23 protein-coding genes and 1 riboswitch are annotated in these 24381 nt (G+C 30.6%); of the genes, 14 read left to right on the top strand and 9 right to left on the bottom strand.

The annotated features are described in order from the left end of the window. Positions 1 to 18: 18 nt before the first annotated feature. The 5 genes from NHF47_RS01180 to NHF47_RS01160 all read left to right on the top strand — a co-directional run bounded on the left by NHF47_RS01180 (position 19) and on the right by NHF47_RS01160 (position 4441). Positions 19 to 459 (top strand): glycosyltransferase, encoded by a 441-nt coding sequence (locus tag NHF47_RS01180; RefSeq protein ID WP_252763203.1) that lies wholly within the window; start codon positions 19 to 21, stop codon positions 457 to 459. A 194-nt stretch (positions 460 to 653) separates the two neighbouring features. Further along, entirely contained in the window at positions 654 to 2012 is a 1359-nt protein-coding gene (locus NHF47_RS01175) for a UDP-glucose/GDP-mannose dehydrogenase family protein (protein WP_252763202.1), read from the top strand. A 43-nt stretch (positions 2013 to 2055) separates the two neighbouring features. Beyond that, positions 2056 to 2442, top strand: coding sequence for a PleD family two-component system response regulator (locus tag NHF47_RS01170; RefSeq protein WP_252763201.1), 387 nt, complete (start codon positions 2056 to 2058; stop codon positions 2440 to 2442). Positions 2443 to 2507: 65 nt separating this feature from the next. Further along, positions 2508 to 3695: a sugar transferase gene (locus tag NHF47_RS01165; protein ID WP_252763200.1), complete on the top strand. Its 1188-nt coding sequence runs from the start codon at positions 2508 to 2510 to the stop codon at positions 3693 to 3695. Between the two features lie 11 nt (positions 3696 to 3706). Then, entirely contained in the window at positions 3707 to 4441 is a 735-nt protein-coding gene (locus NHF47_RS01160) for a TolC family protein (RefSeq protein WP_252763199.1), read from the top strand. Positions 4442 to 4506: 65 nt separating this feature from the next. Here NHF47_RS01160 and NHF47_RS01155 read toward each other — a convergent pair whose 3' ends face one another. The 4 genes from NHF47_RS01155 to ahcY form a co-directional block, all read right to left on the bottom strand. Continuing rightward, entirely contained in the window at positions 4507 to 5607 is a 1101-nt protein-coding gene (locus tag NHF47_RS01155; protein WP_252763198.1) for a DUF4407 domain-containing protein, read from the bottom strand. 144 nt (positions 5608 to 5751) lie between these two features. Further along, a complete protein-coding gene (locus NHF47_RS01150) occupies positions 5752 to 7056 on the bottom strand; it encodes a M56 family metallopeptidase (protein WP_252763197.1) in 1305 nt (434 codons plus the stop codon). Further along, complete coding sequence (locus tag NHF47_RS01145; RefSeq protein WP_252763196.1) at positions 7049 to 7423, bottom strand: BlaI/MecI/CopY family transcriptional regulator; 375 nt, start codon at positions 7421 to 7423, stop codon at positions 7049 to 7051. The genes NHF47_RS01150 and NHF47_RS01145 overlap by 8 nt, the downstream gene beginning before the upstream one ends. Positions 7424 to 7583: 160 nt before the next feature. Further along, complete coding sequence (gene ahcY, locus NHF47_RS01140) at positions 7584 to 8900, bottom strand: adenosylhomocysteinase (RefSeq protein WP_252763195.1); 1317 nt, start codon at positions 8898 to 8900, stop codon at positions 7584 to 7586. A gap of 187 nt (positions 8901 to 9087) precedes the next feature. On the opposite strand from ahcY, the gene NHF47_RS01135 reads away from it, so the two are divergent. From NHF47_RS01135 to NHF47_RS01095, 9 genes are all read left to right on the top strand, one after another. Next, a complete protein-coding gene (locus NHF47_RS01135) occupies positions 9088 to 9714 on the top strand; it encodes a 4'-phosphopantetheinyl transferase superfamily protein (protein ID WP_252763194.1) in 627 nt (208 codons plus the stop codon). Continuing rightward, complete coding sequence (locus NHF47_RS01130; protein WP_308219252.1) at positions 9714 to 10433, top strand: geranylgeranylglyceryl/heptaprenylglyceryl phosphate synthase; 720 nt, start codon at positions 9714 to 9716, stop codon at positions 10431 to 10433. Before NHF47_RS01135 ends, NHF47_RS01130 begins: the two co-directional genes overlap by 1 nt. Next, on the top strand, positions 10430 to 11035 hold the full coding sequence (pnuC, locus tag NHF47_RS01125) for a nicotinamide riboside transporter PnuC (protein ID WP_252763193.1): 606 nt from the start codon (positions 10430 to 10432) through the stop codon (positions 11033 to 11035). The genes NHF47_RS01130 and pnuC overlap by 4 nt, the downstream gene beginning before the upstream one ends. Next, on the top strand, positions 11011 to 12546 hold the full coding sequence (locus tag NHF47_RS01120) for a DUF4301 family protein (RefSeq protein WP_252763192.1): 1536 nt from the start codon (positions 11011 to 11013) through the stop codon (positions 12544 to 12546). Before pnuC ends, NHF47_RS01120 begins: the two co-directional genes overlap by 25 nt. Then, the gene (arfB, locus tag NHF47_RS01115; RefSeq protein ID WP_252763191.1) at positions 12539 to 12940 is read left to right on the top strand and encodes an alternative ribosome rescue aminoacyl-tRNA hydrolase ArfB; all 402 of its coding nucleotides are present in this window, start codon (positions 12539 to 12541) and stop codon (positions 12938 to 12940) included. Before NHF47_RS01120 ends, arfB begins: the two co-directional genes overlap by 8 nt. Before the next feature lie 50 nt (positions 12941 to 12990). Then, a riboswitch (TPP riboswitch) is annotated at positions 12991 to 13085 on the top strand. Between the two features lie 100 nt (positions 13086 to 13185). Next, positions 13186 to 15393, top strand: a complete 2208-nt coding sequence (locus NHF47_RS01110; RefSeq protein ID WP_252763190.1) for a TonB-dependent receptor — start codon at positions 13186 to 13188, stop codon at positions 15391 to 15393. A gap of 144 nt (positions 15394 to 15537) precedes the next feature. Beyond that, positions 15538 to 15933 carry a hypothetical protein gene (locus NHF47_RS01105; RefSeq protein ID WP_252763189.1) on the top strand — a complete coding sequence of 132 codons (396 nt, stop codon included), beginning with the start codon at positions 15538 to 15540 and terminating at the stop codon, positions 15931 to 15933. After that, positions 15933 to 17642: a hypothetical protein gene (locus NHF47_RS01100; protein ID WP_252763188.1), complete on the top strand. Its 1710-nt coding sequence runs from the start codon at positions 15933 to 15935 to the stop codon at positions 17640 to 17642. Before NHF47_RS01105 ends, NHF47_RS01100 begins: the two co-directional genes overlap by 1 nt. Before the next feature lie 22 nt (positions 17643 to 17664). After that, the gene (locus tag NHF47_RS01095) at positions 17665 to 18831 is read left to right on the top strand and encodes a hypothetical protein (protein WP_252763187.1); all 1167 of its coding nucleotides are present in this window, start codon (positions 17665 to 17667) and stop codon (positions 18829 to 18831) included. 2 nt (positions 18832 to 18833) lie between these two features. On the opposite strand, the gene NHF47_RS01090 is transcribed toward NHF47_RS01095, so the two are convergent. The 5 genes from NHF47_RS01090 to NHF47_RS01070 form a co-directional block, all read right to left on the bottom strand. Further along, a complete protein-coding gene (locus NHF47_RS01090) occupies positions 18834 to 19469 on the bottom strand; it encodes a response regulator transcription factor (protein ID WP_252763186.1) in 636 nt (211 codons plus the stop codon). An 8-nt stretch (positions 19470 to 19477) separates the two neighbouring features. After that, positions 19478 to 21604 (bottom strand): tetratricopeptide repeat-containing sensor histidine kinase, encoded by a 2127-nt coding sequence (locus NHF47_RS01085; protein ID WP_252763185.1) that lies wholly within the window; start codon positions 21602 to 21604, stop codon positions 19478 to 19480. Between the two features lie 60 nt (positions 21605 to 21664). Beyond that, the gene (locus tag NHF47_RS01080; RefSeq protein WP_252763184.1) at positions 21665 to 22108 is read right to left on the bottom strand and encodes a LexA family transcriptional regulator; all 444 of its coding nucleotides are present in this window, start codon (positions 22106 to 22108) and stop codon (positions 21665 to 21667) included. Then, positions 22102 to 23364 (bottom strand): Y-family DNA polymerase, encoded by a 1263-nt coding sequence (locus NHF47_RS01075; protein ID WP_252763183.1) that lies wholly within the window; start codon positions 23362 to 23364, stop codon positions 22102 to 22104. Before NHF47_RS01075 ends, NHF47_RS01080 begins: the two co-directional genes overlap by 7 nt. Positions 23365 to 23435: 71 nt before the next feature. Then, positions 23436 to 24380 carry a DUF3078 domain-containing protein gene (locus tag NHF47_RS01070; RefSeq protein WP_252763182.1) on the bottom strand — a complete coding sequence of 315 codons (945 nt, stop codon included), beginning with the start codon at positions 24378 to 24380 and terminating at the stop codon, positions 23436 to 23438. Position 24381 lies beyond the last annotated feature (1 nt).

Genomic DNA, 24381 nt, shown 5'->3' with positions numbered 1-24381 from the left:
ATTATAAATCATACTAAAATGAAGACAGGAATCATAATTTTATGCCATAATCAAGAGAAAACATTGGATACGCTCCAGTGTGTGCAACATATTCATCATTCAAAAAATATTGAATTTTGTTTTGTTAATAATAACAGTAACGACAATACTTACGAACTTTTAAAAGAAATAAGTGAGGTTTGCCAAAACGTATCGGTAGTTAACATCAATAAATATAAAAAAGATATTTCAGCAATTCGCGCTGGAGCACGATTTATGTTCGACCAATTTACGATACAGTATCTCGGCTTTGTAACTGCTGATATGATTGGTAAATATGAAAATTTAAGTCAATTATTAGCGAAAATTTTAAATAATCAACTTCATATTGTAAGCAGTAGACAATCGTTTTTGAAACAAAGAAAAATGAAATTAACGCTATTTCAAAGTTTGTTTCCCATTTCGGATTATTTAGAATAAAAAAAATAGTTATATAACTTGTTGGTTTTTAATTTGTTTTATTTGAAAAGTTGATTCGTTATTAGTGCAATTTTTTTTTAAAAACCTTTAACCAACACAAAAAATTCATTCAACTACACTAAGCTTCCATTCGTCTAAATTCAAAGAAATTAAGCTTCTTATACTTGTAAGTTTGTATCATAAAATTAGATATTATGAAAATAACAATTGTAGGAAGCGGATATGTAGGGCTTGTAACTGGAGCCTGTTTTTCAGAAGTCGGAATTAATGTTCAGTGTGTGGATGTTAATGAAGCAAAAATCGAAAACTTAAAAAAAGGAATTGTTTCCATTTATGAGCCAGGTTTAGATAAAATGATTGTTCGAAACATGGAAAAAGGGAGATTACAATTTACTACGAGTTTGTCTGAAGCACTTAAAGATTCAGAAATCGTATTTATTTCAGTTGGAACACCACCAGATGAAGACGGTAGTGCTGATTTAAAATATGTACTTCAAGTGGCTAAAGATTGTGGTAAATATATGAATGATTACACATTAGTTGTCACTAAAAGTACCGTTCCTGTTGGAACATCTATAAAAGTTAAAAATGCTATTCAAGGCGAACTGCAAAAGAGAAATGTAAAAATACCGTTTGATGTAGCTTCTAATCCTGAATTTTTAAAAGAAGGTGCTGCAATTGATGATTTTTTAAAGCCAGATCGAATTATTGTAGGTACAGAAAGCACAAGAGCAGAAGCATTACTTAGAAATTTATACAAATCGTTCACATTAAACGGGCATCCCATTTTTTTTATGGATATCCTTTCAGCAGAAATGACAAAATATGCTGCTAATGCCATGCTAGCAACAAAGATTAGTTTTATGAATGACATGGCGAATCTTTGTGAGATTGTTGGTGCTGATGTGAATCAGGTTCGAAAAGGAATTGGTTCAGATGGAAGAATTGGCAACAAATTTATATATCCTGGCATTGGTTACGGTGGTTCTTGTTTTCCAAAAGATGTTCAAGCCTTAATTCGAACCGCTCAAGAGAACAATTATAATCTTCAAGTTTTAAAAGCTGTTGAAGCTGTAAATCAGAATCAAAAAACAGTTTTATTTCATAAAATAGTAAATTATTTTAACGGAAACCTTCAAGGAAAAACAATTACTATTTGGGGCTTGTCTTTTAAGCCACAAACTGATGATATGCGCGAAGCACCTTCTTTAATTATTGTGAATAAATTAGTAGAGGCAGGAGCGAAAGTGAAAGTATATGATCCAGTTGCCATTTCAGAAGCAAAACACCATTTTGGTGATACCATTAGTTATTATAATGATCAATACGAAGCGTTAATAGAAGCCGATTGTTTAGCTATTTTGACCGAATGGCCCGAATTTAAAATTCCCAATTTTAATATTGTAAACAAGCTTTTAAATACGGCTGCTATTTTTGATGGTAGAAATATTTATGATGCCGACGAAATGAAAAAGCAAGGTTTTGATTATTTCTGTATCGGTATAAATACATTACCTCAAATAAAAAATACACTATTACGATCTGTTAGCTAAAACCTTATGCTTTACTAGAAGTTAACCTTTAAAAATCAACGTCATGAAGAAAAAGATATTAGTTGTAGATGATGAACAAACTACGTGTGTGCTATTAGAAAATTTTTTGTCTCCAGAATATGAGGTGGTAACAAAAAACTCTGGAATTGATGCTTTATTATGGTTGAGAAATAATTTACCTGATTTAATTATTACCGATATTCAAATGGCTAAAATGAATGGCTATGAATTTCTACAAGAAGTACGATTAAGTGGCTTTACAAAACACACGCCTATCATAATGTTGTCTGGAAATAAAGAAAGTAAGGAGCGAATCAAGTGTTATCAACTTGGAGCACAAGATTATTTAACAAAGCCTTTTAATCCAGAGGAGTTAAAAGAAGTTACCAAAAAAAACTTATTCCCCATTCATTATGCGAGCAATTGGTAATTTATCTTAAAAGCAAAGAAGCCCTCTTTTTATTAAAATTATAACCTCAAAACTTATTTGGAATCATGAAAATAGTATACGTTGGAAATTCAGTGGCAAAGTATGAAGCATATGCTGAAGTAGAAAAAGTAACTTTATTTGCAGTAAGGACTAGTATTGAAGCCTTACAATTTTTAAAAGTAAATCAAGAAATAGATGTTATAATTTCTGATTTCAATTTATCAGGAAATACGGGTTTGTATTTATTCGAAACACTTAAAAACGACACGGTCTTAAAAAATATTCCTTTTATATTAGTTTCAGAGGAATATAATAATGCTCTATTTACAACGGCATTTTCGAAAGGGATAAGTGATTACTTTGTGCATTCTTCAACCGAAGTTATTACCATTATAAGAAGAGCAAAATCTTTATATGAATTACAAAACATTAGTTCTCAAGAAGACACAATTGAACTCACGAATAGTTCCTATACATTGCCTTTGTCTAAAAGGATTTTTGATATCGTTTTTGCTTCAACGGTTTTAATTTGTATTGCTCCAATTTTGTTGGTAGTTATGTTAGCTATACGATTAGAGTCTCATGGCAAAGTCTATTATATATCTAAAAGGGTTGGAAGAAAAACATTTGATTTTTATAAACTTCGCTCCATGCGTACAGGTTCTGATGAATTGATTAAAAAGATGGCTCAAGAAAAAAATCAATATAAGAAAGAAAATGCGATTACAACCATTGACTTTAATCAGGCTTGTCCAAAATGCAGTCAACTAGAGCAAGGACATTCGTGTTCTCCAATTTTACATATAGACAATCATCAAATTTGTGAATATTGGCATGCCTATCAAAAAAATGAAATCGAAAAGTCTAATGCTACTTTTATTAAGATTGTTGATGATCCAAGAATAACTAAAATTGGTCGTTTCATTAGAAATACAAGTATTGATGAATTGCCTCAATTAATTAATGTTATTAAAGGAGATATGTCTATTGTGGGTAACCGACCATTACCAGTATATGAAGCAGAACTATTAACCAATGATGTTTTATCCAAACGATTTTTAGCACCTGCAGGAATAACCGGTTTATGGCAGGTGGAACTAAGAGGGAGAGGAGGTGAAATGTCTGAAGATGAACGCATCCGTTTGGATAATGAATATGCAGATAATTTCACAGGAAACAACTATTCCTTTTGGTATGACATGAAATTAATTTTAAGAACATTTCCAGGTTTAATTCAAAAAAGTACCGTCTAAAAATTATAATTATGAAAACAAATATAAAAACAGTTATTCTTTTAATAATAATGCAGTTGCCTTTTGTTGGGTTGTGGGCTCAAAATAATAATGAAGCGCAATTTCAATCAACTGCAACAAAATTGATGCTTCCTAATCTTAATGTTTTAATAGATTCTGCCTTAGTTCATAACGGAATGCTCAATTATAGAAAATTAGAAATTGACTCTAAAGAATCAAATTTAGTAGCAAAAAGACAATTATGGACACGAAATTTTGGAATACGTGCCGATACAGGATATGGAACATTTAATAATTTTTCCTCTACAAGTGGTGATAATTCTACTGTAAATTTGTCAAGTAGTACACAACAATTAAATTATAATGTAGGAGTGTATTTAAAAATACCTGTTTTTGATATTATTAATCGAAAGTCTGAAATAAAACAAGCTAAAGCAGAGTTAGAGCAAGCTAAGAATTTAGTGAAATCATTAGAAGATGAAATTAGAGAATTGGTAATACGATATTATGAAGATTTACTTTTAAAGCAAAATTTACTCGAATTAAGAGCTTCAAATTTAGGAAACGCAAAAGCGAATATGGAAATGGTCGAGAAAGAATTTAGAAACGGACTTATTCCTATTTCAGAATATGTTAGGATTTCAGATATGACTGCAAGAATATCAGCTGAATTTGAACAAGCTAAATCAGAATTTATAATTTCTAAAAAAGTATTAGAAAACATTACAGGTGTTACTATTAATTGAAAATAAAAAAGTAGGTAGTTTTAGATTGAAAAAGGGAGAAGTTTTCAAAACGACTCCCTTTTCTGTTACATGGATTTTTTTTGTTTTTCTACAAAACCATCTGCTTGTAATTGAAGCAATTCAATGGCTTTTTGCTTTTTATATTTGTACAATTCATTATCCTCTTTAATGTCTGTATATACTTTGTCGTAGATTTCAGCATCGGTTTTTCGTTGCAATTCACTTTGGTATTTATTTTGAACCAAAACACTTTTAAGTGCTAATTCATTATCTTCTTGCTTGAAATCGTATTCTCCTTTTGGAGACAATAATTTGGCAATAATAGGAGATGTTTCAATAGCTAAGAATAACAACATAATGAAAAATGAGGGTAACCAAGGTAATTTGTCTAATGCATTAATCCGAGCCATTAAGCCATCAAAACCTTCAATAACAGGTTGGGTTTCTGAAATTTTTTTATCTAAATCGCTTTGAATGGATTTTGCATTGGCTTCTAATTCCAAAATCTTTGCCTGATTAATCGCTTTTAAAGCGGTAAGTTCTTGTAAGGCGGCATCATGCTTGTCTCTTTTTTCTTTGTAAACCGGTCCTTTGCCAAGTTTTTTAGTTCCTGCGGTCCCTTCGGCTTCTGTAATATAAACCGAATATAAATCGTTCACTTCTTTTTCTTTTTTTAGGACATCACTTTTTAAACTGTCAATTTGGGCTTTATTTTTATCCAAATCAGTTTGAAAATAATTGGCCACTTCTTTTTTGTTGTTTAAAGCCATGGCGTTTTTTTCTTTTAGTAAAACCGTATTGATTTCTTTTTCAAAGATTTTGATTTCCAAAGGTTTTGATATTACAATAGCAATAATGATAGCCAAAATAATTCGAGGAGAAGCCTGCAATAATTCGTCTAAGAAATGGTCTCTTTTTTTAATGGTAGAAACAATAAAACGATCGAGATTAAAAATAAGTAATCCCCAAACTAAACCAAATCCTACTGCAATAAAGGCGTTGTCAAAAACGGTATATAAAGCATACGAACCTGCTATAAATGCCATTACTGCGGTAAAGAAAACTGTAGCACCGATACCTGCATATTTGTTTTGTTCGCCATTGGAGGAAGATTGAATGATTTGTCTGTCTGCTCCAGAACAAAGAATGAAAAAGTCTTTTAACATGATGATTGATTTTTGACTGATGATGATTGATTAGTACAAATATAACGCCAATTGTTTCATCTTAGTGTTAAAATGTTGAAAATTATAAAGATATAAACTCAGAGAAAGCAAATGCTTAGTCTGAGTTTATTTAGAAAAGAAAATTTATTTATTTCGAATTACTATCGTGCCTCCTGCTTTCTTGTTTCTTTTTTCAAAAGCTTCTTTATATCCTGTTTCAGTATATAAATTCACTTGATTTTCTTGAGGAAACTTTAGGCTTCTCGCATTTTTGTAAACATGACTGTTTTGAAAAAACACAAAATCAGATGGTTTAAATTTATTGAGTTCTGAATTGTCTACATTTTTTCCATCAATCCAAATGGCATATTTAGCTTGTTTTTTAAAATCTTCAAACTGAGCTTGAGTCATTTTTATTTTTAATGGTACAGGCGGTGGAGGAGGAATCATTTTTTTTTCGTCTTCACTTAATTCATTGTATTTTTTGGTGCTAATTACATTTCCGGTTCTGTCTTGTGTAATCACCTGAACATCTTCATAATACCTATTTACATCTTCATGTGGAAATGAAGTTTCAGTTTTTTCTTTTTCTTGTGCAACAAGATCAATACATAGAAAATAAATTAGTAGTGTTAAAATGGGTAATGTAGTTGCTCTTTTAAGTATACTACTAAGTCGCGATGTTTTTTTTGTCATCATAATAAATCTTTTTTTAGTCATTAAATAATTCAAATTACTGGCCAAGTAATATTTTTTAGTCTCTATAGTATTTAATAATAGTTGTTGATACAATGAAACATTTTTATGTTTTTTGATTACATTTTCATCGGCAATGAACTCATGATTAAGTTGTATTGCTTTTTTATATAAATTGTACATTGGGTTAAACCAAAATATAATTTTTATTATTTCTATAAATAGGATGTCATAACTGTGTTTTTGATGTATATGTGTGAATTCGTGTTCCAATAATTCTGGACTAATCCCTTTGTTTTTATAACTTTGTTTGTTGACAAAGACGAAATTCAAAAAGGTATAGGGCATTGTATTTTCATCTAATAAAATAATTGTAGCGTTATGCAATCGAATATGTGGGTTCTTTTTAATTTTTTTTCTGAAAGTCCATAAGTTATTAATAAACCGAATCACCAAGATAATAGCTACGATAAAATACAGTGTTAGAGCTATCTTAGTTCCAGTATTGATGTCATTTTTTTGGGTTATAGAATTGGGAATATTACGTTCGTTAAGAATTTCTGGTGCAGTTGGAATATTTTGTATTTCATTAAATATTTCAATGGAGATAAATGGGATAATTAATGAAATTAATAAGGAGGCTAATAGATAAAATCGATTGAATTGGTAGGTTTTTTCACTTTCTAAAAAGAATTTATAGAAGAAAAATAAAATTACCAAGCTAATAGTTGATTCTACAATATAATTACTCATTTTTTCTTTTTTTAAGTTCTACATCAATTATTTTTTTTAATTCTTCCAACTCTTTTTCAGATAAATCTGTTGCAGTAGTAAAAAACGAAGCAAATTGTGAGGCCGAATTGTTAAAAAAATGCTTGATTAATCCGTTTACATGTTTCGAAAAATAATCAGACTTTTTAACTAAAGGATAATATTCTCTTGAGTTTCCATGTAAATTATAAGCAATAAATTTTTTATCTGTCATTCTTTTTAATAGTGTTGCAATAGTAGTAGTAGCAGGTTTTGGATTTGAATAGGCATCTAAAAGGTCTTTCATGTACGCTTTTTCGAGCTTCCAAAGATGTTCCATTAATTGTTCCTCTGTAGGTGATAATTGCATTTGTTCTACGGTTTTAGAATTAACTCTACAAATGTAGAATAAAAATTTAATTCTACAAGTGTAGAATTAAATTTTAACAAAAAACCCTCACAAATTCATGTAAGGGTTTTAAAAATTTATATTAAACTAATTGCTAATCACTAGTAACTAATTACGCTAATTAATATCTATAATATTCTGGTTTGAAAGGACCTTCAACAGCAACACCAATATATTTTGCTTGTTCAGGGCGTAAAGTTTCTAATTCTACTCCTAATTTTGCTAAGTGAAGCGCTGCTACTTTTTCATCTAAATGTTTAGGTAACATGTATACTTCATTTTTATAAGCAGCACTATTCGTCCATAATTCAATTTGTGCTAAAGTTTGATTGGTAAACGAGTTACTCATAACAAAACTTGGGTGACCTGTAGCGCAACCTAAATTTACTAAACGACCTTCTGCTAAAATGATAATGTCGTTTCCGTTGATTGTATATTTGTCAACTTGTGGTTTAATTTCAACTTTGGTAGCACCATGGTTTTTGTTTAACCAAGCCATGTCAATTTCGTTATCAAAGTGACCAATATTACAAACGATTGTTTTGTCTTTCATTTTTTCAAAATGAGAACCTAAAACGATGTCTTTATTACCTGTTGTGGTGATAACAATATCAGCATTAGCCACAACAGTGTCTAGTTTTTTAACTTCAAAACCGTCCATTGCTGCTTGTAAAGCACAAATTGGATCAATTTCAGTTACCGTTACAATGGATCCTGCACCTCTAAAAGAAGCTGCTGTTCCTTTACCTACATCTCCATAACCACAAACAACCACTCTCTTACCAGCAAGCATTACATCTGTAGCTCTTCTAATAGCATCTACAGCCGATTCTTTACAACCGTATTTGTTATCAAATTTAGATTTGGTAACAGAATCATTTACATTGATAGCAGGCATGTGTAAGGTGCCATTTTGCATTCTTTCGTATAAACGGTGCACACCAGTAGTTGTTTCTTCTGATAAGCCTTTAATACCTTTAATTAATTCTGGATATTTATCAAAAACCATATTGGTTAAATCACCACCATCATCTAAAATCATGTTTAATGGCTGGCGCTCTTCACCAAAGAACAACGTTTGTTCGATACACCAATCAAATTCTTCTTCATTTAAACCTTTCCATGCATATACTGGAATTCCAGCAGCAGCAATTGCAGCAGCAGCATGATCTTGAGTAGAGAAAATGTTACAAGATGACCAAGTAACATCAGCACCTAAAGCAACTAAGGTTTCAATTAAAACAGCAGTTTGAATGGTCATGTGAAGACATCCAGCAATACGAGCCCCTTGTAAAGGCTTACTTGCACCATATTCTTCTCTTAAAGCCATTAATCCTGGCATTTCAGCTTCTGCTAATTCAATTTCTTTTCTTCCCCATTCAGCTAGAGCAATATCTTTCACTTTATAAGGAACATAAGGGATGGTTTTTGTACTCATCTATTCGTATATTTGTATTTATAATTTCAGACGGCAAAGATACTGAATTCCTTTTTATTTTTTTAGGGATTTTAGTTTTTTTGTGAAATGTCTAACATTATAATATTTTGAAATTCAGTTTTTTAATTGGGAAAATTTGACGTAAAAAGAAACGAATTAACCAGTTAAACACAAAAATAAATCATACATGTCTTTTTACAAGGAAATAACTATTCATCCAACAGCAACTATTTATCTATGGAAAATAGAAGAAGAGTTTGCTACGTTATTTCGTCAAGTACGACTAAAAGATACTTCTTTAGCTCGGCTGGAAAGTATGAAATCAGAAAGTCATCAAAAGGGTTTTTTGGCGGTTCGAATGTTATTGCAGCATTTGGATTATACCGATTTTGATTTGTTTTATGATGCATTTGGTAAACCACACTTAAAAGATGGAAAACACATCTCAATTAGTCATTCAAGTGATTTTTCAGCAGTATTAATTAGCGATACCCTTATGGGAATAGATTTGGAAATTTTAAAGGATAAGATTGTAACTATTGCACCTCGATTTATGGATGTGAATCATCTTGAAAATTTAAATCAAACCGACAAAATAAAGAAAGCTACAGTGATTTGGGGAATTAAAGAGTCTATTTTTAAAATTAAGAATGAAAAAGGAATTAGTTTTCCAAAACATATTTTTGAAAAAGAGTTTTGTTTGATGGATAAAAAAGGATTAGCACAATTGAAATTTAATGATTTAACTGAAGAATATTGCTTTCAGTTTGAATTTGTAGATAATTATGCCTTAGTTTGTGCTTTTCAAAATTAATGATGACTGCTATCTATCAAGAAATACTTCATGCAAAACAGCAACAACGAAAGCTTTTAGCGATTCTTTTAGATCCTGAAAAAGTAGAAGTTGCACAAATTCATGATTTAAGTCTTAAAATAAAAGAGGCACCAGCGACTCATATTTTAGTTGGAGGAAGTACTTTTAATGGTTTCCATTTAGATGCTTTAATTCAAGAAATAAAAAAATATTTAGACTTACCAGTTTTACTTTTTCCTGGAGATTATAAGCAAATTTCAGCTCAGGCAGATGGAATTTTGTTTTTAAATTTAGTATCAGGTAGAAATCCAGAATATTTAATTGAGCATCAAGTGAATGCTGTGCCAATATTGGAAAAAACCAATTTAGAAGTTATTCCTACAGCCTATTTATTAATTGAAAGTGGTGTAGTAACAGCAGTTGAAAAAGTAAGTTTAACTAAACCTTTAAATCGTGATAACATTGGTTATGTGAGTCAAACGGCAAAAGCCAGTGAATGGATGGGAAATAAATTAGTGTATTTAGAAGCGGGTAGTGGTGCAAAAAAAGCAATCCCTGTAGAAATGATTGCAGAAACAGCTTCAAAAATCTCAATTCCAATCATTGTGGGTGGTGGAATTACCACTTTTGATGGGATTCAACAAGCTTACAAAGCAGGTGCTACTATGGTAGTTATTGGTACCGCTTTTGAGAATAACACTTCTTTTTTTGAGCGATGATTGATTTTTTATTTTCTCAATATAAAGAAGTTTCTACTCAAAATATTATTCTTGAGTTTATTGCATTTGTTTTTGGATTAGTAAGTGTTTTTTATGCCAAAAAAAGAAATGTTTTAGTGTATCCTACTGGATTAGTTGCTACAATAATTTCTGTTTATTTACTTTATGAAGCAAACTATTTCGGAGATATGACCATGAATTTTTATTATTCTATAATGAGTATTTATGGCTGGATTATTTGGTCAAATACAAGTGAGAACAAAGTAGTTTCAATTTCTAAAATAAATTTTAAAGAAAAAATTATAGGAATAATTTTATTTCTATTAACTTTAGTCTTTACATATTTGATATATCAATTTTTTGAATATGAAATTGAATTATTGAATTATATTGATATACTAACATCTGGAATTTTCTTTACAGCAATGTGGTATATGGCAAAAAAGAAAATAGAAAATTGGACGCTTTGGATAATAGGTGATATAATTACTGTACCGCTATATGCATATAGAGGTTTAGGAATGCTAGCATTACAATATCTTATTTTTACAATTATTGCAATTTATGCGTATAAAGAATGGAAGAAAAATTTAGTGAATTAGATTTAAAACAAATTCAAGATAAGGGCATTTCAATTGAAAAAATACTACAACAATTTTATTTTTTTGAGAACGGAATTCCTAAAGCCAACTTGGTCAGATCGGCTACAAAAGGCGATGGAATATGGGTATTAAGTGGTGAAGAAAAAGAAAACTTTATTGTTGTTTTTAACGAAAAGAAGCATCTTTTTGATATTCAAAAGTTTGTTCCCGCTTCTGGAGCAGCTAGTAGAATGTTTCAGTTTTTATCGGAGTTTTTAAATGAATATGACTATAAAAATGAAACCATAAACGCGTATATAAATAGAAAAAAAGCAAGTGAATTATCTGTTTTTTTAATTGGATTAAAAAACTTTCCTTTTTATCCGAAACTTAAAGAAAAAACAATTGCTATTTATCCTGACTATTTTAGCAATGAAAGAGATGTAAAAGATTATTTCTTAATAAAAACATTACTTTCGGAAGCTCATTTTGATTTTGCAAACAAACCAAAAGGAATACTTCCCTTTCACAAAAAAAAGAATTCGATTTATTCTCCTGTAGAAGAGCATTTAGAAGAAACTCTTTTTTATCGAGTAGATTCAATTAAGCCTAAAGTTCATTTTACCATCTCTGAAAATCATTTAGAAAGTTTTAAGGAAATAACCTCGAAATACGATACGGTTGAAATTGATTTCTCCTATCAAGAAAGCTATACAGATACTTTGGCAGTTACTAAAAACAATGAACCTTTTAGAAAAGAAGACGGGACTCTTCTTTTTAGACCTGGTGGACATGGTGCTTTGATTGAAAACTTAAACCGACTAAATACAGATCTTATTTTTATTAAAAATATCGATAATGTTTCTCAAAATCATTTAAGTGAAATTGTACAGTATAAAAAATTATTAGGAGGAATTCTTATAGCTATACAAGAGCAGGTTTTTGCATTTTTAAGAGCATTGGATAAAAAAACATTAGGAAACCAAGAGTTAAATAAAATAGTGTCTTTCGTAGAAGAAAAACTCAATATAAACTTACCTGTCGATTTTGATAAATATAAAAAGACATACAAGAGTGAAGTTCTTTTTGAAATTTTAAACCGACCTATTCGCGTTTGTGGTATGGTTAAAAATGAAGGAGAACCAGGAGGAGGTCCTTTTTGGGTGAAAAATGAAAAAGGGATAATAACGTTACAAATTATTGAAAATACACAGGTAGATTTTACCAATGAGAAACAAGTTGAAATTTTTAATAAATCCACTCATTTTAATCCTGTTGATCTAGTTTGTGGTGTGAAAAATTTTAAAGGTAAAAAATTCGATTTACTACGCTATGTGGATGAAAATATGGGATTTATAGTGGAAAAAACTAAAAATGGTAAATCCTACAAAGCATTTGAGTTACCTGGTTTGTGGAATGGAGCTATGGGGTTTTGGAATACTATTTTTGTAGAAGTTCCACTAACTACTTTTAATCCTGTAAAAACAGTAAATGATTTATTAAAACCGGCACACCAACCAGAAAATGAATAAAGAGATCCTACTTACAGAAGTGAAATATAAAGCGGTACGAAGCAGTGGTGCGGGTGGTCAAAATGTAAACAAAGTGTCTTCCAAAGTGATGCTGAGTTTTGATGTCTTACATTCAAAAGGTTTAGATGAAGCCGAAAAAGAAAGATTAAAAGAGAAAATTGCTTCTAAATTGACTCAAGAATTCCATTTAATATTGACTTGTGATGAAGAGCGAAGTCAACTTAAAAATAAAGAAATAGTCACCCGTAGATTTATCAAAATGCTGCAAGAGGGTTTGAAAATAGAAAAACCAAGAAAAGAAACTAAAATTCCAAAAGCTGCTAAAGAAAAAAGACTGGTAGCTAAAAAAACAACCGCGCAAATTAAAGAAAACCGAAAGAAACCCAAGTTGTAAAAAAAAATGAATTTTCTATCTTGTAATTTATAACTTTAGCTTACATTTGCACCGTCTCAAAGGGGTGCTCTAAATAACGAGCTGAGATTATACCCATAGAACCTAGAACAGGTAATGCTGTTTAGGAATGAAAAGAGAAATCATTTATTTTATCTATTTAGATTAAAATAAAAACAATCTCGAGTATATCAATTTAAGTTTTAACCAAGAATAATGACCCCTTTTATTCGTATAATTTTTTACGAATGAAAATTTTATTCCACAAAAAAGAAAAGTATCTTTCTAAAGCAACAAATCAAAAGGCCAAAGTATCTTTGAGTTTGCTGACTTTCTTTTTTTTTCTTTTCTCTTTTTCACAAGAAACTGAAAAAGATTCAACAAAAATTACCCAACTAAATGAAGTTGTTCTTTCTTCTGTAAGAGCCAAAGAAAAAAGTCCAATTACCTTTACGAATATTTCTAAAGAAGAAATCGCAAAGCGAAATTTAGGACAAGACATTCCCATTTTATTGAATTACCAACCATCTGTTGTAACAACGACTGATGCCGGTAATGGTGTTGGATATACCTATATGAGAGTGAGAGGCTCGGATGGATCGCGTATAAATGTGACTCTAAATGGTGTTCCTTTTAACGATAGCGAAAGTCATGGTACTTTTTTTGTTAATCTACCCGACTTTGCTTCTTCAATACAAAGTGCTCAGCTGCAAAGAGGCGTTGGAACATCAACAAATGGAGCAGGCGCTTTTGGAGCAAGTTTGAATATGGAAACCAAATCGTATCAAGAAAAAGCGCATGCTGAAATTGCGAATTCAGTGGGTAGTTTTGGTACTCGAAAACATACGCTTTCTTTCGGAAGTGGCTTGCATAATAACTTCGAAATTAATGGACGTTTGTCTCAAATTGCTTCTGATGGTTACATTGATAGAGCTTCCACAAATATGTTTGGTTATTTCTTTAATGCCAATTATGTAAAAGAAAATACCATTATAAAGTTGATTGCTTTTGGTGGAAAAGAAAAAACGTATCAAGCTTGGTATGGTTTGGAGGATGAAGAAATGTTAGCGAATAATCCTACCTATAATATTGCAGGAATGTATTATGATGAAAACGGGAATGTACAATTTTATGATAATGAAACCGACAACTATTGGCAAAATCATTTTCAATTGCATTGGTCAGAAAAATGGAATTCAAAATGGAGTTCTAATGTTTCTTTACATTATACAGCAGGAAAAGGTTTCTTTGAACAATATAAAGAAGATGAAGATGTAACAGCATATAATTTACCAGATTTTAATGGGAATGTTATTTCAGATTTAGTAAGACGCAGATGGTTGGATAATGATTTTTTTGGAGCTACCTTTTTCTTAAACTATAATAGTCAAAAAACAGATTTTCAAATTGGTGGAGCAGTTAATAGATATTTAGGCAAACACTATGGTGAAGTTATAAAAACACAATATTATACTCCAAACGCAAATCGCTATTATGATAACTTTGGAAATAAAGACGATGTAAATGTTTACAGTAAAATAAGTCAGGAAATTATTGATAAAGTAAATGTATTTGCCGATTTGCAATATCGAATGGTTTTTTATCAAGCAGATAGTTTTAAATTTAATGATGTAAATGATACATTTCGTTTCTTTAATCCAAAAGTGGGCTTGAATTATCAATTGAATGCGAATAATATGTTCTATGGGTATTTTGGTATTGCCAATAAAGAACCAAGAAGAGACGATTATGAAAACAATGAAAATAAACCAAAACCAGAACGTTTGAACGATTATGAATTGGGTTGGAAATACGTCTCTAAGAAGATAAAAGTGAATACCAATCTTTTTTATATGAATTATAAGAACCAATTGGTTTTAACAGGAGCTTTAAATGATGTAGGTGCTCCTGTTTTCACAAATAGTGGTAAAAGTTATCGTTATGGAATTGAAATTGATGCCCAAATTCAAATAGTTGAAGGCCTATTTTTTCAACCTAATGTAACTTTGAGTCAAAATAAGAATCAAGAGTTCTATTTTCAAAGAGATGGTGAATTGCAAAATTTAGGCGATACAAATATTGCTTTTTCTCCAAATGTTATAGCTGGTGGAAATATCACGTATCTACCAGTGAAAGGGTTGCAAATTTCGCTATTGTCTAAATATGTTGGTAAACAATACATGGGTAATATTGATGCAGAAAAATCGATATTAGAAGCCTATTTTATTAACGATTTGAATGTAAATTACGAATGGAAAATTAATAAAGGAATTCAATCGATTGTTTTTTCAGGTTTAATCAATAATATTTTTGATGTAAAATACATTTCTAACGGTTATTTTTATACGTATGATGATGATTTTTCAAACCCACCAGCCATTACAACCATTGAAGGGGCAGGTTATTATCCGCAAGCAGGTATTAACTTTTTAGCAGGAATGACTGTGAAATTTTAGATTGAATCAAATCAGTTCAAATACAAAAGCTAGTTAATTGTTAACTAGCTTTTTTTATATTTCAAAATGAAAAATCACTATTTTTAATGATTCATAGAAGCTTAATTACCAATAGTTTTGTTTTCAAATAAATTCAAAACTATTATGGGACTAGCCGAAAAACGCTTAGCAGCTACTATACAAACTGATGCTTTGCCAAAATTCATATCAGAAATTCAAGAAGTAGCTACTTATCCAATAGCCATTACTATTGATTGGGAAACTTTTACTGCTTTTGATACTTATCCTTTGAGTCGATTGGAAAACTATGTTTTTAATGATGTGAAAGAGGCAATAGGAAAAATTTGTAGTGATGCCATCGGAAAAGAAGCGTTACAAGAAAGTGTAACTACAATACATATTCGTAACACAGATCAACAAGATAATTTCAGCATGGAGCTAAAAGATAAAACCCTTTTTCTTACCGAACGTTTGTATGGAGATACTTTTAGTAATCATATGACCAATATGATAGTGGATTATTTAGAATCGGTATTGTAATGAATAGGAGTAATAGTTATCAATTACAAATTGAAAGAGAAGGAGTTAATCAAGTACATGTTTTTAAAAAAAATCATGAAGATAGCTATGAAAATTACTGGAATTTCTCTTTGTTTGGTGACGATGAACCCATTATTTTAAGCGAATTTTATAACGAAAATCAATTTGTAGTTATTAATTGGAATGGCTGGATACGACTGTTTGATGCAAAGAAAAAAATACTACTATTGGATTATGATTTGAAAGGAAACATCGATGCAAAAGCTGTTTTTTCTGTAAATCAAAAACAAGTATATATTTGTATTCACGACCACAATCATAAAGCTTTTCTAGTTACTCTAGATTTAAAAACTACTAAAATTGCCATTCAAGAATTGGGTAATTGCTATGCATCTCATCTTGGAATTCGAAAAGATGGATGCTTGTTGTTTTATAAACAGGATTGGGACTATGAAAATAAACAAAAAAAATACACGCATGGTTTTACTGTATTCAATCCTAAAACGAGTGAGCAGCAGTATTTTAGTTTGCCTGAAGCGCCTTGTTCTTCTTTCGACAGTGTTAAACCTTTTATTGATACTCGAACGAATGTAGCCATAATGCCATATTATGGGGCGGTACAGGTTAAAAATAAAGAAAAAAAGCAACTGTTGTTTGAGTTTCATATCATGCTTATCCGTTTAAATACGTTTGAAGTTGAATTGCTTCCTGTTAGAGATTTTGAAAAATACCAATTGAGTTGCTTTGAATCCAGTTGTGAAGAGATGGCGGAACTTTTTCTGAATAAAGAGGTTGAAGAAGAAGAGTACCAAAATGCTGTTTGCGAATTTTGTGAAGATTTAAACACCGTTTATTTTGTGGAAGATGGTTTTTGGTTGTGCTGGAGAAATGGAGTTTTAAGAAAAGTTTATAATGATAAAAGCCTTTCCGCTTTATTAATAACCCATTCCTTAGCTAGTAATAGCGGAAAAGGAATGTTTCAATTTCCGTTTTTTCATTCTCAATTGTATAGAATTGAAGACAATAATCTCTATCTTTTTGATGAAACGAATTATTATTCTACAGTAATTCCTGATGCTATTTCATTGAAAAATGAGGTTTGTTTTCCTATTTCATTAGAAATAACGAATCTCGATACTATTCATAAAACGAGCTATACCCATGAGAAAAAGAAAGAGATAGATTCTTTGAACAAAATTATCCTCTTAGTGGAAGATATAGCTTTAGAAAATGCTCTTTTAGATGCCTTACATCAAATGTATCTAAAAATAACCTCTTTAGAAACTTTGGGTTTAGGAACTAAATTGGAATTCCAAATAGAAGATACACAAGGAACTATTGTATCGGAACCCTCATTTTTTGAAAAAGTGGCTAATCTAGAAACGGCGACCACAATAATTCAAAACCTAATTGAAAAATTCTGTGACTATCCAAAAGCCAAATACTTATATAGGAATGAGCAAGAAACAGCGCTTTGTTATGCAGTCTTGGTACTCTCGAAAAAAGGAAAGGAATTTTTGCCCACGGTACTTCGGTATTTAGCTACCATAGATTTGGATCATGATGTTTTTACTATTGAACATGTCATTCCTTATTTGGATGCCACATATGAGAGAGCCTTTGTGATGGAAAATTTAAAAATCATTTCTGAAGATTGTTTGGAATGGTTCGAGTTTTATTGGCAAGAAATGGATGCAGATAAAATATAGTCATACCGCTATTCAGAAACTAATGAATAAGTCAATAGAAATAGCTTTTTTTCTGATAACATTGCCGTTTTATACACAAAATAATATGGGACATTACACTTACGACCAAGAAATTCTAGATGAAAATAACTTACGACACGGAACTTTAGTGGCTACAAGTTATCTGTTTGAGGGATTGGCTTATAAACATGTATACCAACACGGATTGTTACTGCAAACGACTGATTTTCGTTATCAAGTAAATCATCAAAAAGAATTAATTGGGAACTTTAAGAATAATCTTCCCTATGAAGGTTATTTCGTTTTTGAAAATGAATTTGAAATTCCAGAAATTTCCTATTATGAAAAGGGTGAAATACACACGATTTATAGAACAACGCTTTCCGATATCTTAGAAATAGAATTAACGGGTAAAATGCCTGTTTGGGTAGCATGCAGTTTTAAAGAAGGGGTATTGTTTGATGGGTTATGTCATGAACAATTTAAACTCGATGACGGACATTTATTAGTAACCGAATTTTTTAAAAATGGAGAACGTACTCATGTTAGTTTTTGGCTTTTAGCCATGCATTATGCTGAAACGATTCGATTGAATTTTATCAAGAATGGATATGAAATCATTAAAGAACGGATAGAAGCAGAAGCTATTGATCCTGAAATTGATACGCGAGAACAGCGGCTAAAAATCGTATTTAATGAACAAGGAAGTGGCAATTTATCTTTTCAAAAAGAAAAAGAAGTAATTGCTCAATATGAGTTTAAGGAATATGAACTTTCAAGAAAAATTTCAGCTATTCCCAGTATTGTGAATTATGTCTTAAATGCATCCCAAACGATTCGATGTTTTCAAAAATATAATTTTAAGAGTGTTACTTCCAATTCTGAAAAAGACTTTTACAACCCAAGTTTAATGAATTCGATTTATAGTAATTTATTATACAATCGTATTCCTAAATTTTCTATTACTGAAAAAAATGAGTATACGACCTTGTTTCAAGAACAGCAGGATTTAGAATCTGGATTGCTTTTGTTTTTGAATCAAGAAGGAAAACCAGAGCATGGTTTGCTATTGGAACAAAAGAATGAAGTATATCAATATTCCAAATTTAAAGAAGGAACAAAAACGGAACACAAAGAGCAACTTACATTGAAAAATTTAAAGCAGTTGTTTTTTCAGGAAGAACAATAGCCTTAGTCTAAAAGGCCCAATTCAATAGCAAACTTCACTAAACCAGCTGTATTTTTTACATTTAATTTAGACAATAAATTTCTTTTATGTGTATTTACGGTGTTCAAACTTATGAATGTTTTTTCTGCAATTTCAGCGGCTGTTAATTGTTTGGCGATTAAAACAAGAATTTCTTTTTCACGATTACTTAATTCGGTGGTAGAAGAGAGGTTCTTTTTTAGATTGGTTTCATATTCTTTATGAATCGCAGCCACTTCTTTAGAAAAATAATGTTCTCCCGATTGTACTTTTTTAATAGCATATAAAAGTTCATCTTTTTCTGCGTTTTTTAAGAGATACCCATCGACACCTAAACGATTTAATTTGGCAATAATGTGTGCATTACTATGTGTGGTTAGGATAATAATTTTTAATTTAGGATAGGTTTTTTTTATGATTTTAGTTACTTCAACACCATCCATTTCAGGCATACTAATGTCTAATAAAAGCACATCGGCCGTATTTTTTTCTAATAATTTGAGTAGTTCTTTTCCATTGGAAGCTTTTTCAGTTACGGTAATTTCTGGAACATTTCTTAATAAAGAAATCAATCCTTCTAAAAACATAGTGTGATCGTCGGCAATGATTATGTTTGTCATGTTTGTTTTTATATTATGGGTATTTCAATGTTAAAAATGGCACCTCTATTTGGGGTGGAATCAATTTGTAAATTACCATTGAGTTGATGGATTCGGTTTTTAATATTGGTTAAACCAATACCTTCTTTGTTATTTTCAACAGCAAATCCTTTTCCATTATCTTCAAAAATAATATTAAATAGGTTTCCAATCAAATTGAGTTGTAATTCGATGTTATTGGCTTGGGCGTGCTTAATGGTATTTGTAATTAATTCTTGAATAATATGATACACTTCGTTAAGAATCAATTCGTCTATTTTATTGATTTCATTTCTTGGATGTGCCGAAAAATACGATTGTATATGACTAGCTTCTGCTAATTTGTTTTGGTATTCTTCAACAAATTCACAAAAATTATCCTGATGGAAACGTTTCGGTAATAAATTATGCGAAATACTTCTTATTTGATTATAGGTGTCATTAATTTGGGTATTTATGCGTTTAATTTCATTTTCTTTGCCATAAGTAGAATTGTTTAATTGTAGCTTAATGGCAGCTAAATTTCCTCCTACAGCGTCGTGTAGTTCTTGCGCTATTCGAATGCGTTCTTTATCCTGACCTTCAATTTCAGCCTTCACTAATTTTAATTCCTGATCTTTTAAAAGTGCTTTGTTCTTTTGCGCGCTAATTTCTTGTTGTTTTTTGTTAATTAAAAGTTGGGCTTTTTGTTTTTGATAATATACGAATGAGAGTGCAATCACGGGAATGAGCAGCACTAAGAAACCAATAATAATGATATTACGAACTTGCTTTTCTCTTAAAATTTCAGACTCTTTTAACTCCTTGTCTTTTTGCAACAAATTAATTTGATTGACTTTGTTTTGAGTTACTTCTTGTAATTTTAAGACTTCATTTTCATTCTGCTTTTTCTCAATTGCCTTCTGTAGATTAAGATTTTCAATGGCTCTTTCTTGGTTTTTAAGCAAAAGCATTTTATTGTTGTTTTTTAACGTCAAATCTTTGATTTCGTTCTCTTTCTGTAAGGTTTTAAACTTAATATCCAATTCATTTATATCTTGATCATTTTGCATTTTAGAAATAGAATCTTTTACTTCTGAATAGCGTGTCATTAATCCATACGCATTTTTATAGTCACCTTTTGCGACTGCTATTTCTTTTAGTTTGAGATAAATATTTTTTTGTTGCTCTAAAAAATCATATTCTAAGGCAACATGTAAGGCATTTAAGTAATAAAGTTCGGCTTCTTGGTATTTATTCTGTGAAAATAATATCTCTCCTATGTTTTGATTCACTATTACTTGTATAATATACAGTTTGTCTTTTTTGCAAATTTCCAAACATTCATTATAATACTTTAGAGCTTCTGGAATATTGTCAATAGATACATAATTGACACCAATATTTAAGGCGCTTAAGGCCTGACATTGCCAATTGTTTTTCTCTTTACAAATAGCTTTTACTTTTTTAAAATAACTATTAGACGTTTCATAGTCTTCATTCTCCACATAAATAGAGCCTAAATTAATATAGCTTCCAATTACTATCTCTTCATCTTCTTTATATTGTAAACATTGGTTGAAATATTTGATGGCGTTTTCTTTGTCTGAAAGCTTGGAATAAATATTGGCTAATCCGTGTAAATTAACATAATAGGGATATCCTTTTTTTTGTTTTTCAACAATTTCAATTCCTTTTAAATGATACTTTTTACTGCTTTCATAAAGACCTCGTTTATTGCTGGATAATCCCAATAGATTATAGCTACTAGCGGCTAAAATTCTTCTAATGGAATCATTTTTAATAGATTCTGTTCCTTTTAATGCTTTGTCTGCATAAAAAGCCATAGAATCAAGTACCGTTTTTTTATTGTAGTAATGAGAAAGTAATAGTTGAATTCGAACATACGACTCTTTTGTTTTTAAAACTTTAAGAAGTCTTTTTGCTTGATGATGCGCTTTTTCAAGTTCGTTATTGTTTAATAAATCGAAAAGGTTGTCTGTTTGTGTTTTTTCTAGAGCCACTAAATTCTCGTGATTCAAAGTAATGTTTTTAACCTCTATCTCCTGAGCATTTAAATGGTTTTGGAAAAAAAGAAGTAGAAAAAAGAAGTGTGTTTTTACAATAAATCGATGCATTCCCACAATTGTAATTAAAGTAGCGTACAATGAAATGTAAATATAGTGTTTATTCCTAAATTAACGAATCATTTTTTTAATGACATAAGTAACAATTCCCCAAATCATAAATTCGTTTTCTTCTAAAACTTCTATGGGTTGGTAAGCTTCGTTTTCAGGGTGAAGAAAAAGTTTTTTATCAATGATTTTAATTCTTTTTACTGTAAATTCGCCATCGATGAAGCAAATCGCAATTTTATTATCACTGGGTTCTAGGCTTCTGTCTATTACTAAAATATCTCCATCATCGATACCTGCACCAGTCATAGAATTGCCGCTTGCTTTAGCATAAAAAGTGGCTTCTTTGTTTTTTATCAAAAAGCTGTCCAAGCTAATTTTTGTTTCTTCAAAATCGGCTGCAGGAGAAGGAAACCCCGCTTTTATACCAGCGGCAATATAAGGCAACTCAATATTTGAGTCAGTTTTTGGAATAAAGAAATGAAGTTTTTTATCAGGATCTAACATTTTACGGTAAGTATTTCTCTAATATCGGTAGTGTATTTTTGGGACAAGTGCTTTTGTTTCATCTTCCAAGTTTTTTTTAAATCTTGGTTGCCCAATTTTATTTTTCTTTCACCTGTTTTTTCTAGAAAATCGTCCATTATTTTCATTACAATTTGATGTTTTGGATTTTCTTCTTCAAACAAGTGAAATTGCTTTGTTTCTTCTGGAATAATTTGGGTTACAATAATACCTGCTTTTTTATAAATAGCATTTTCTTCGAATATTTCGTTAAGCATTTTTATGGCTGTGCTACTAATGGTTATACCTGAATTGGTTGCAAAGGGTAAAGTATGCATGCGCGAAAAATTATAACGTGCATTTTCTTCCATATATTTATCTTTTCGAAGATAAAGAATGACATTATAACAACACGATTTTTGTTTGCGTAATTTTTCTGCACAAACCATAGCAAATGTAGAAACGCGTTCTTTTAATTCGTTGTAATCGGTAATGTTTTTTTGAAAGCTTCTAGTAATTGCGATGCTTTTTTTGTTTTTAGGTTCTTCAATAGCAATAACCGATTTCCCTTCTAATTCATATTTTAAACGCAAGCCTACAACTCCCATTTCTTTTTTAATAAACGTTTCATGATACGGTTGAATAAAATCATAGGCAGTAAGGATATTTTTAGCTTTCATTTTTTTACTTAAGCGAAAACCAATACCCCAAACATCTTCAATTTTTGTCCATTTTAAAGCTTTTATTCTTTTTTCATCGGTATCAATTACATATACTCCATTAGTGTGTGTTGGAAATTTTCTAGCAATCTTATTGGCTACTTTTGAAAGTGCTTTACTAGGAGCAAAACCCACACTAGTTGGAATACTTGTCCATTTTTTAATTCTGTCCTTAATTTGTATACCATATTCGTGATAGTTAGTAATCGACATGCCTTCAAAATTCATAAAGGCTTCATCTATACTGTACACTTCTACACAAGGTGTAAATTGCTCTAGTATTTTCATTACGCGATGACTTAAATCGCCATACAAAGAATAATTGGAGGAAAACACCTGTACTTGATGTTCTTTTAATAATGCTTTTACTTTAAATTCTGGTGCACCCATAGGAATGCCTAATTTTTTTGCTTCATCACTACGCGAAATGATACAGCCATCATTATTAGATAAGATGGCAATAGGTTTTCCATTAAGCTGTGGTTGGAAAACACGTTCGCAGGAAGCGTAAAAATTATTACAATCAATTAAAGCATACATACTGTAAATTTACTTTATAATTTTTATACTATAAAGCAATCAAAAGTTAATGTTGATAAATTAATCAGTATTTAAAAGCTGTAAACTAATCCTACACCAAGTAGTTGTTTTAATTGCATTTTTGGACCTACAATAACTTGTTCACCATCAATTTCTTCTTTTGCTTTAATATCATCGTCATAAATAATATGGGTGCCAATATTGGCTCTTACATATTCATTAATGGTCATGTTAAGTTGCAGTTGCCAATCTACATCAATGTTTCCGAAATTGTTGAGGTAATCTGTGTATAAACTAATACGGTGTTCTAAATGAATGTTTTTATAGATTTCTTTTTCCCATTGATTGGTAACTAAGATACCAATTTCAGTGCGCGATCTTTTTCCGTTTTGTAGAATTTCTCCAGTAACGTCATCAATAACCGCTTTATCCACACCAAAAGCACCTTGGTTAGCTAACCGTTCATCTAAAACTAAAGTAGTTTTTTGTGTTAATGGTGAAAGGTATAAATTTAAATTCAAGTCTTTTCTAGAATACTCGGCACCAATTCCTAGGAAAATATAAGCAGGAGCAAAAGGTTTTGAAATGGCTAATTCTGTGTTTGGATAGGAGTAACCATTTGCAAACTGGGTATTGAAGTTGAACTTTCCTCCATAAAACCAATTGGAGATAGTGTCGTTTCTAAAACCAATAGTCGAATTAATTTGTAATTGGTCATCTGTTTTTCTAACTTCTTGTCCTTCTTGTTTGTTTATCCCGTATCGAAAAATTAATTCGTTTTTCCAGTTTAATGTTTTTTTAGAATATTCTCGAATAAAATTTCCTTTTAATAAACCTGAAATAGAGTTGTTTCCTCCGGCATTCCAATTTACAAAAGTAATTTGAGAAATGTCTAATCCTACTTTGTTGGTTTTGTTCCAGTAGGTAATAGTGTCCGGTAATTTGGTTCTGATAATTTGGGCAAAATTAGTTTGAATGATAAAAAATAAAAACCCTAGTAGGAAGGCTTTTTTCATA

Origin of the sequence: Flavobacterium sp. NRK F7 (assembly GCF_024054195.1) — a bacterium.
In the GTDB taxonomy this organism is placed as follows: domain Bacteria; phylum Bacteroidota; class Bacteroidia; order Flavobacteriales; family Flavobacteriaceae; genus Flavobacterium.
The sequence above is the reverse complement of the archived record's forward strand: the minus strand, read 5'-3'. Positions and strand labels throughout refer to the sequence as shown.

What these genes read in the sequence shown, in the direction of transcription:
- NHF47_RS01165 (WP_252763200.1), top strand. Translation starts at nt 2,508, where the DNA reads ATGAAAATAGTATACGTTGGAAATTCAGTGGCAAAGTATGAAGCATAT.
- NHF47_RS01085 (WP_252763185.1), bottom strand. Translation starts at nt 21,604, where the DNA reads ATGCATCGATTTATTGTAAAAACACACTTCTTTTTTCTACTTCTTTTT.
- ahcY (WP_252763195.1), bottom strand. Translation starts at nt 8,900, where the DNA reads ATGAGTACAAAAACCATCCCTTATGTTCCTTATAAAGTGAAAGATATT.
- NHF47_RS01105 (WP_252763189.1), top strand. Translation starts at nt 15,538, where the DNA reads ATGGGACTAGCCGAAAAACGCTTAGCAGCTACTATACAAACTGATGCT.
- NHF47_RS01170 (WP_252763201.1), top strand. Translation starts at nt 2,056, where the DNA reads ATGAAGAAAAAGATATTAGTTGTAGATGATGAACAAACTACGTGTGTG.
- NHF47_RS01155 (WP_252763198.1), bottom strand. Translation starts at nt 5,607, where the DNA reads ATGTTAAAAGACTTTTTCATTCTTTGTTCTGGAGCAGACAGACAAATC.
- NHF47_RS01090 (WP_252763186.1), bottom strand. Translation starts at nt 19,469, where the DNA reads ATGACAAACATAATCATTGCCGACGATCACACTATGTTTTTAGAAGGA.
- pnuC (WP_252763193.1), top strand. Translation starts at nt 10,430, where the DNA reads ATGATTGATTTTTTATTTTCTCAATATAAAGAAGTTTCTACTCAAAAT.
- NHF47_RS01120 (WP_252763192.1), top strand. Translation starts at nt 11,011, where the DNA reads ATGGAAGAAAAATTTAGTGAATTAGATTTAAAACAAATTCAAGATAAG.
- NHF47_RS01075 (WP_252763183.1), bottom strand. Translation starts at nt 23,364, where the DNA reads ATGTATGCTTTAATTGATTGTAATAATTTTTACGCTTCCTGCGAACGT.
- NHF47_RS01130 (WP_308219252.1), top strand. Translation starts at nt 9,714, where the DNA reads ATGATGACTGCTATCTATCAAGAAATACTTCATGCAAAACAGCAACAA.
- NHF47_RS01145 (WP_252763196.1), bottom strand. Translation starts at nt 7,423, where the DNA reads ATGCAATTATCACCTACAGAGGAACAATTAATGGAACATCTTTGGAAG.
- NHF47_RS01150 (WP_252763197.1), bottom strand. Translation starts at nt 7,056, where the DNA reads ATGAGTAATTATATTGTAGAATCAACTATTAGCTTGGTAATTTTATTT.
- arfB (WP_252763191.1), top strand. Translation starts at nt 12,539, where the DNA reads ATGAATAAAGAGATCCTACTTACAGAAGTGAAATATAAAGCGGTACGA.
- NHF47_RS01175 (WP_252763202.1), top strand. Translation starts at nt 654, where the DNA reads ATGAAAATAACAATTGTAGGAAGCGGATATGTAGGGCTTGTAACTGGA.
- NHF47_RS01080 (WP_252763184.1), bottom strand. Translation starts at nt 22,108, where the DNA reads ATGTTAGATCCTGATAAAAAACTTCATTTCTTTATTCCAAAAACTGAC.
- NHF47_RS01095 (WP_252763187.1), top strand. Translation starts at nt 17,665, where the DNA reads ATGAATAAGTCAATAGAAATAGCTTTTTTTCTGATAACATTGCCGTTT.
- NHF47_RS01160 (WP_252763199.1), top strand. Translation starts at nt 3,707, where the DNA reads ATGAAAACAAATATAAAAACAGTTATTCTTTTAATAATAATGCAGTTG.
- NHF47_RS01110 (WP_252763190.1), top strand. Translation starts at nt 13,186, where the DNA reads ATGAAAATTTTATTCCACAAAAAAGAAAAGTATCTTTCTAAAGCAACA.
- NHF47_RS01070 (WP_252763182.1), bottom strand. Translation starts at nt 24,380, where the DNA reads ATGAAAAAAGCCTTCCTACTAGGGTTTTTATTTTTTATCATTCAAACT.
- NHF47_RS01100 (WP_252763188.1), top strand. Translation starts at nt 15,933, where the DNA reads ATGAATAGGAGTAATAGTTATCAATTACAAATTGAAAGAGAAGGAGTT.
- NHF47_RS01135 (WP_252763194.1), top strand. Translation starts at nt 9,088, where the DNA reads ATGTCTTTTTACAAGGAAATAACTATTCATCCAACAGCAACTATTTAT.
- NHF47_RS01180 (WP_252763203.1), top strand. Translation starts at nt 19, where the DNA reads ATGAAGACAGGAATCATAATTTTATGCCATAATCAAGAGAAAACATTG.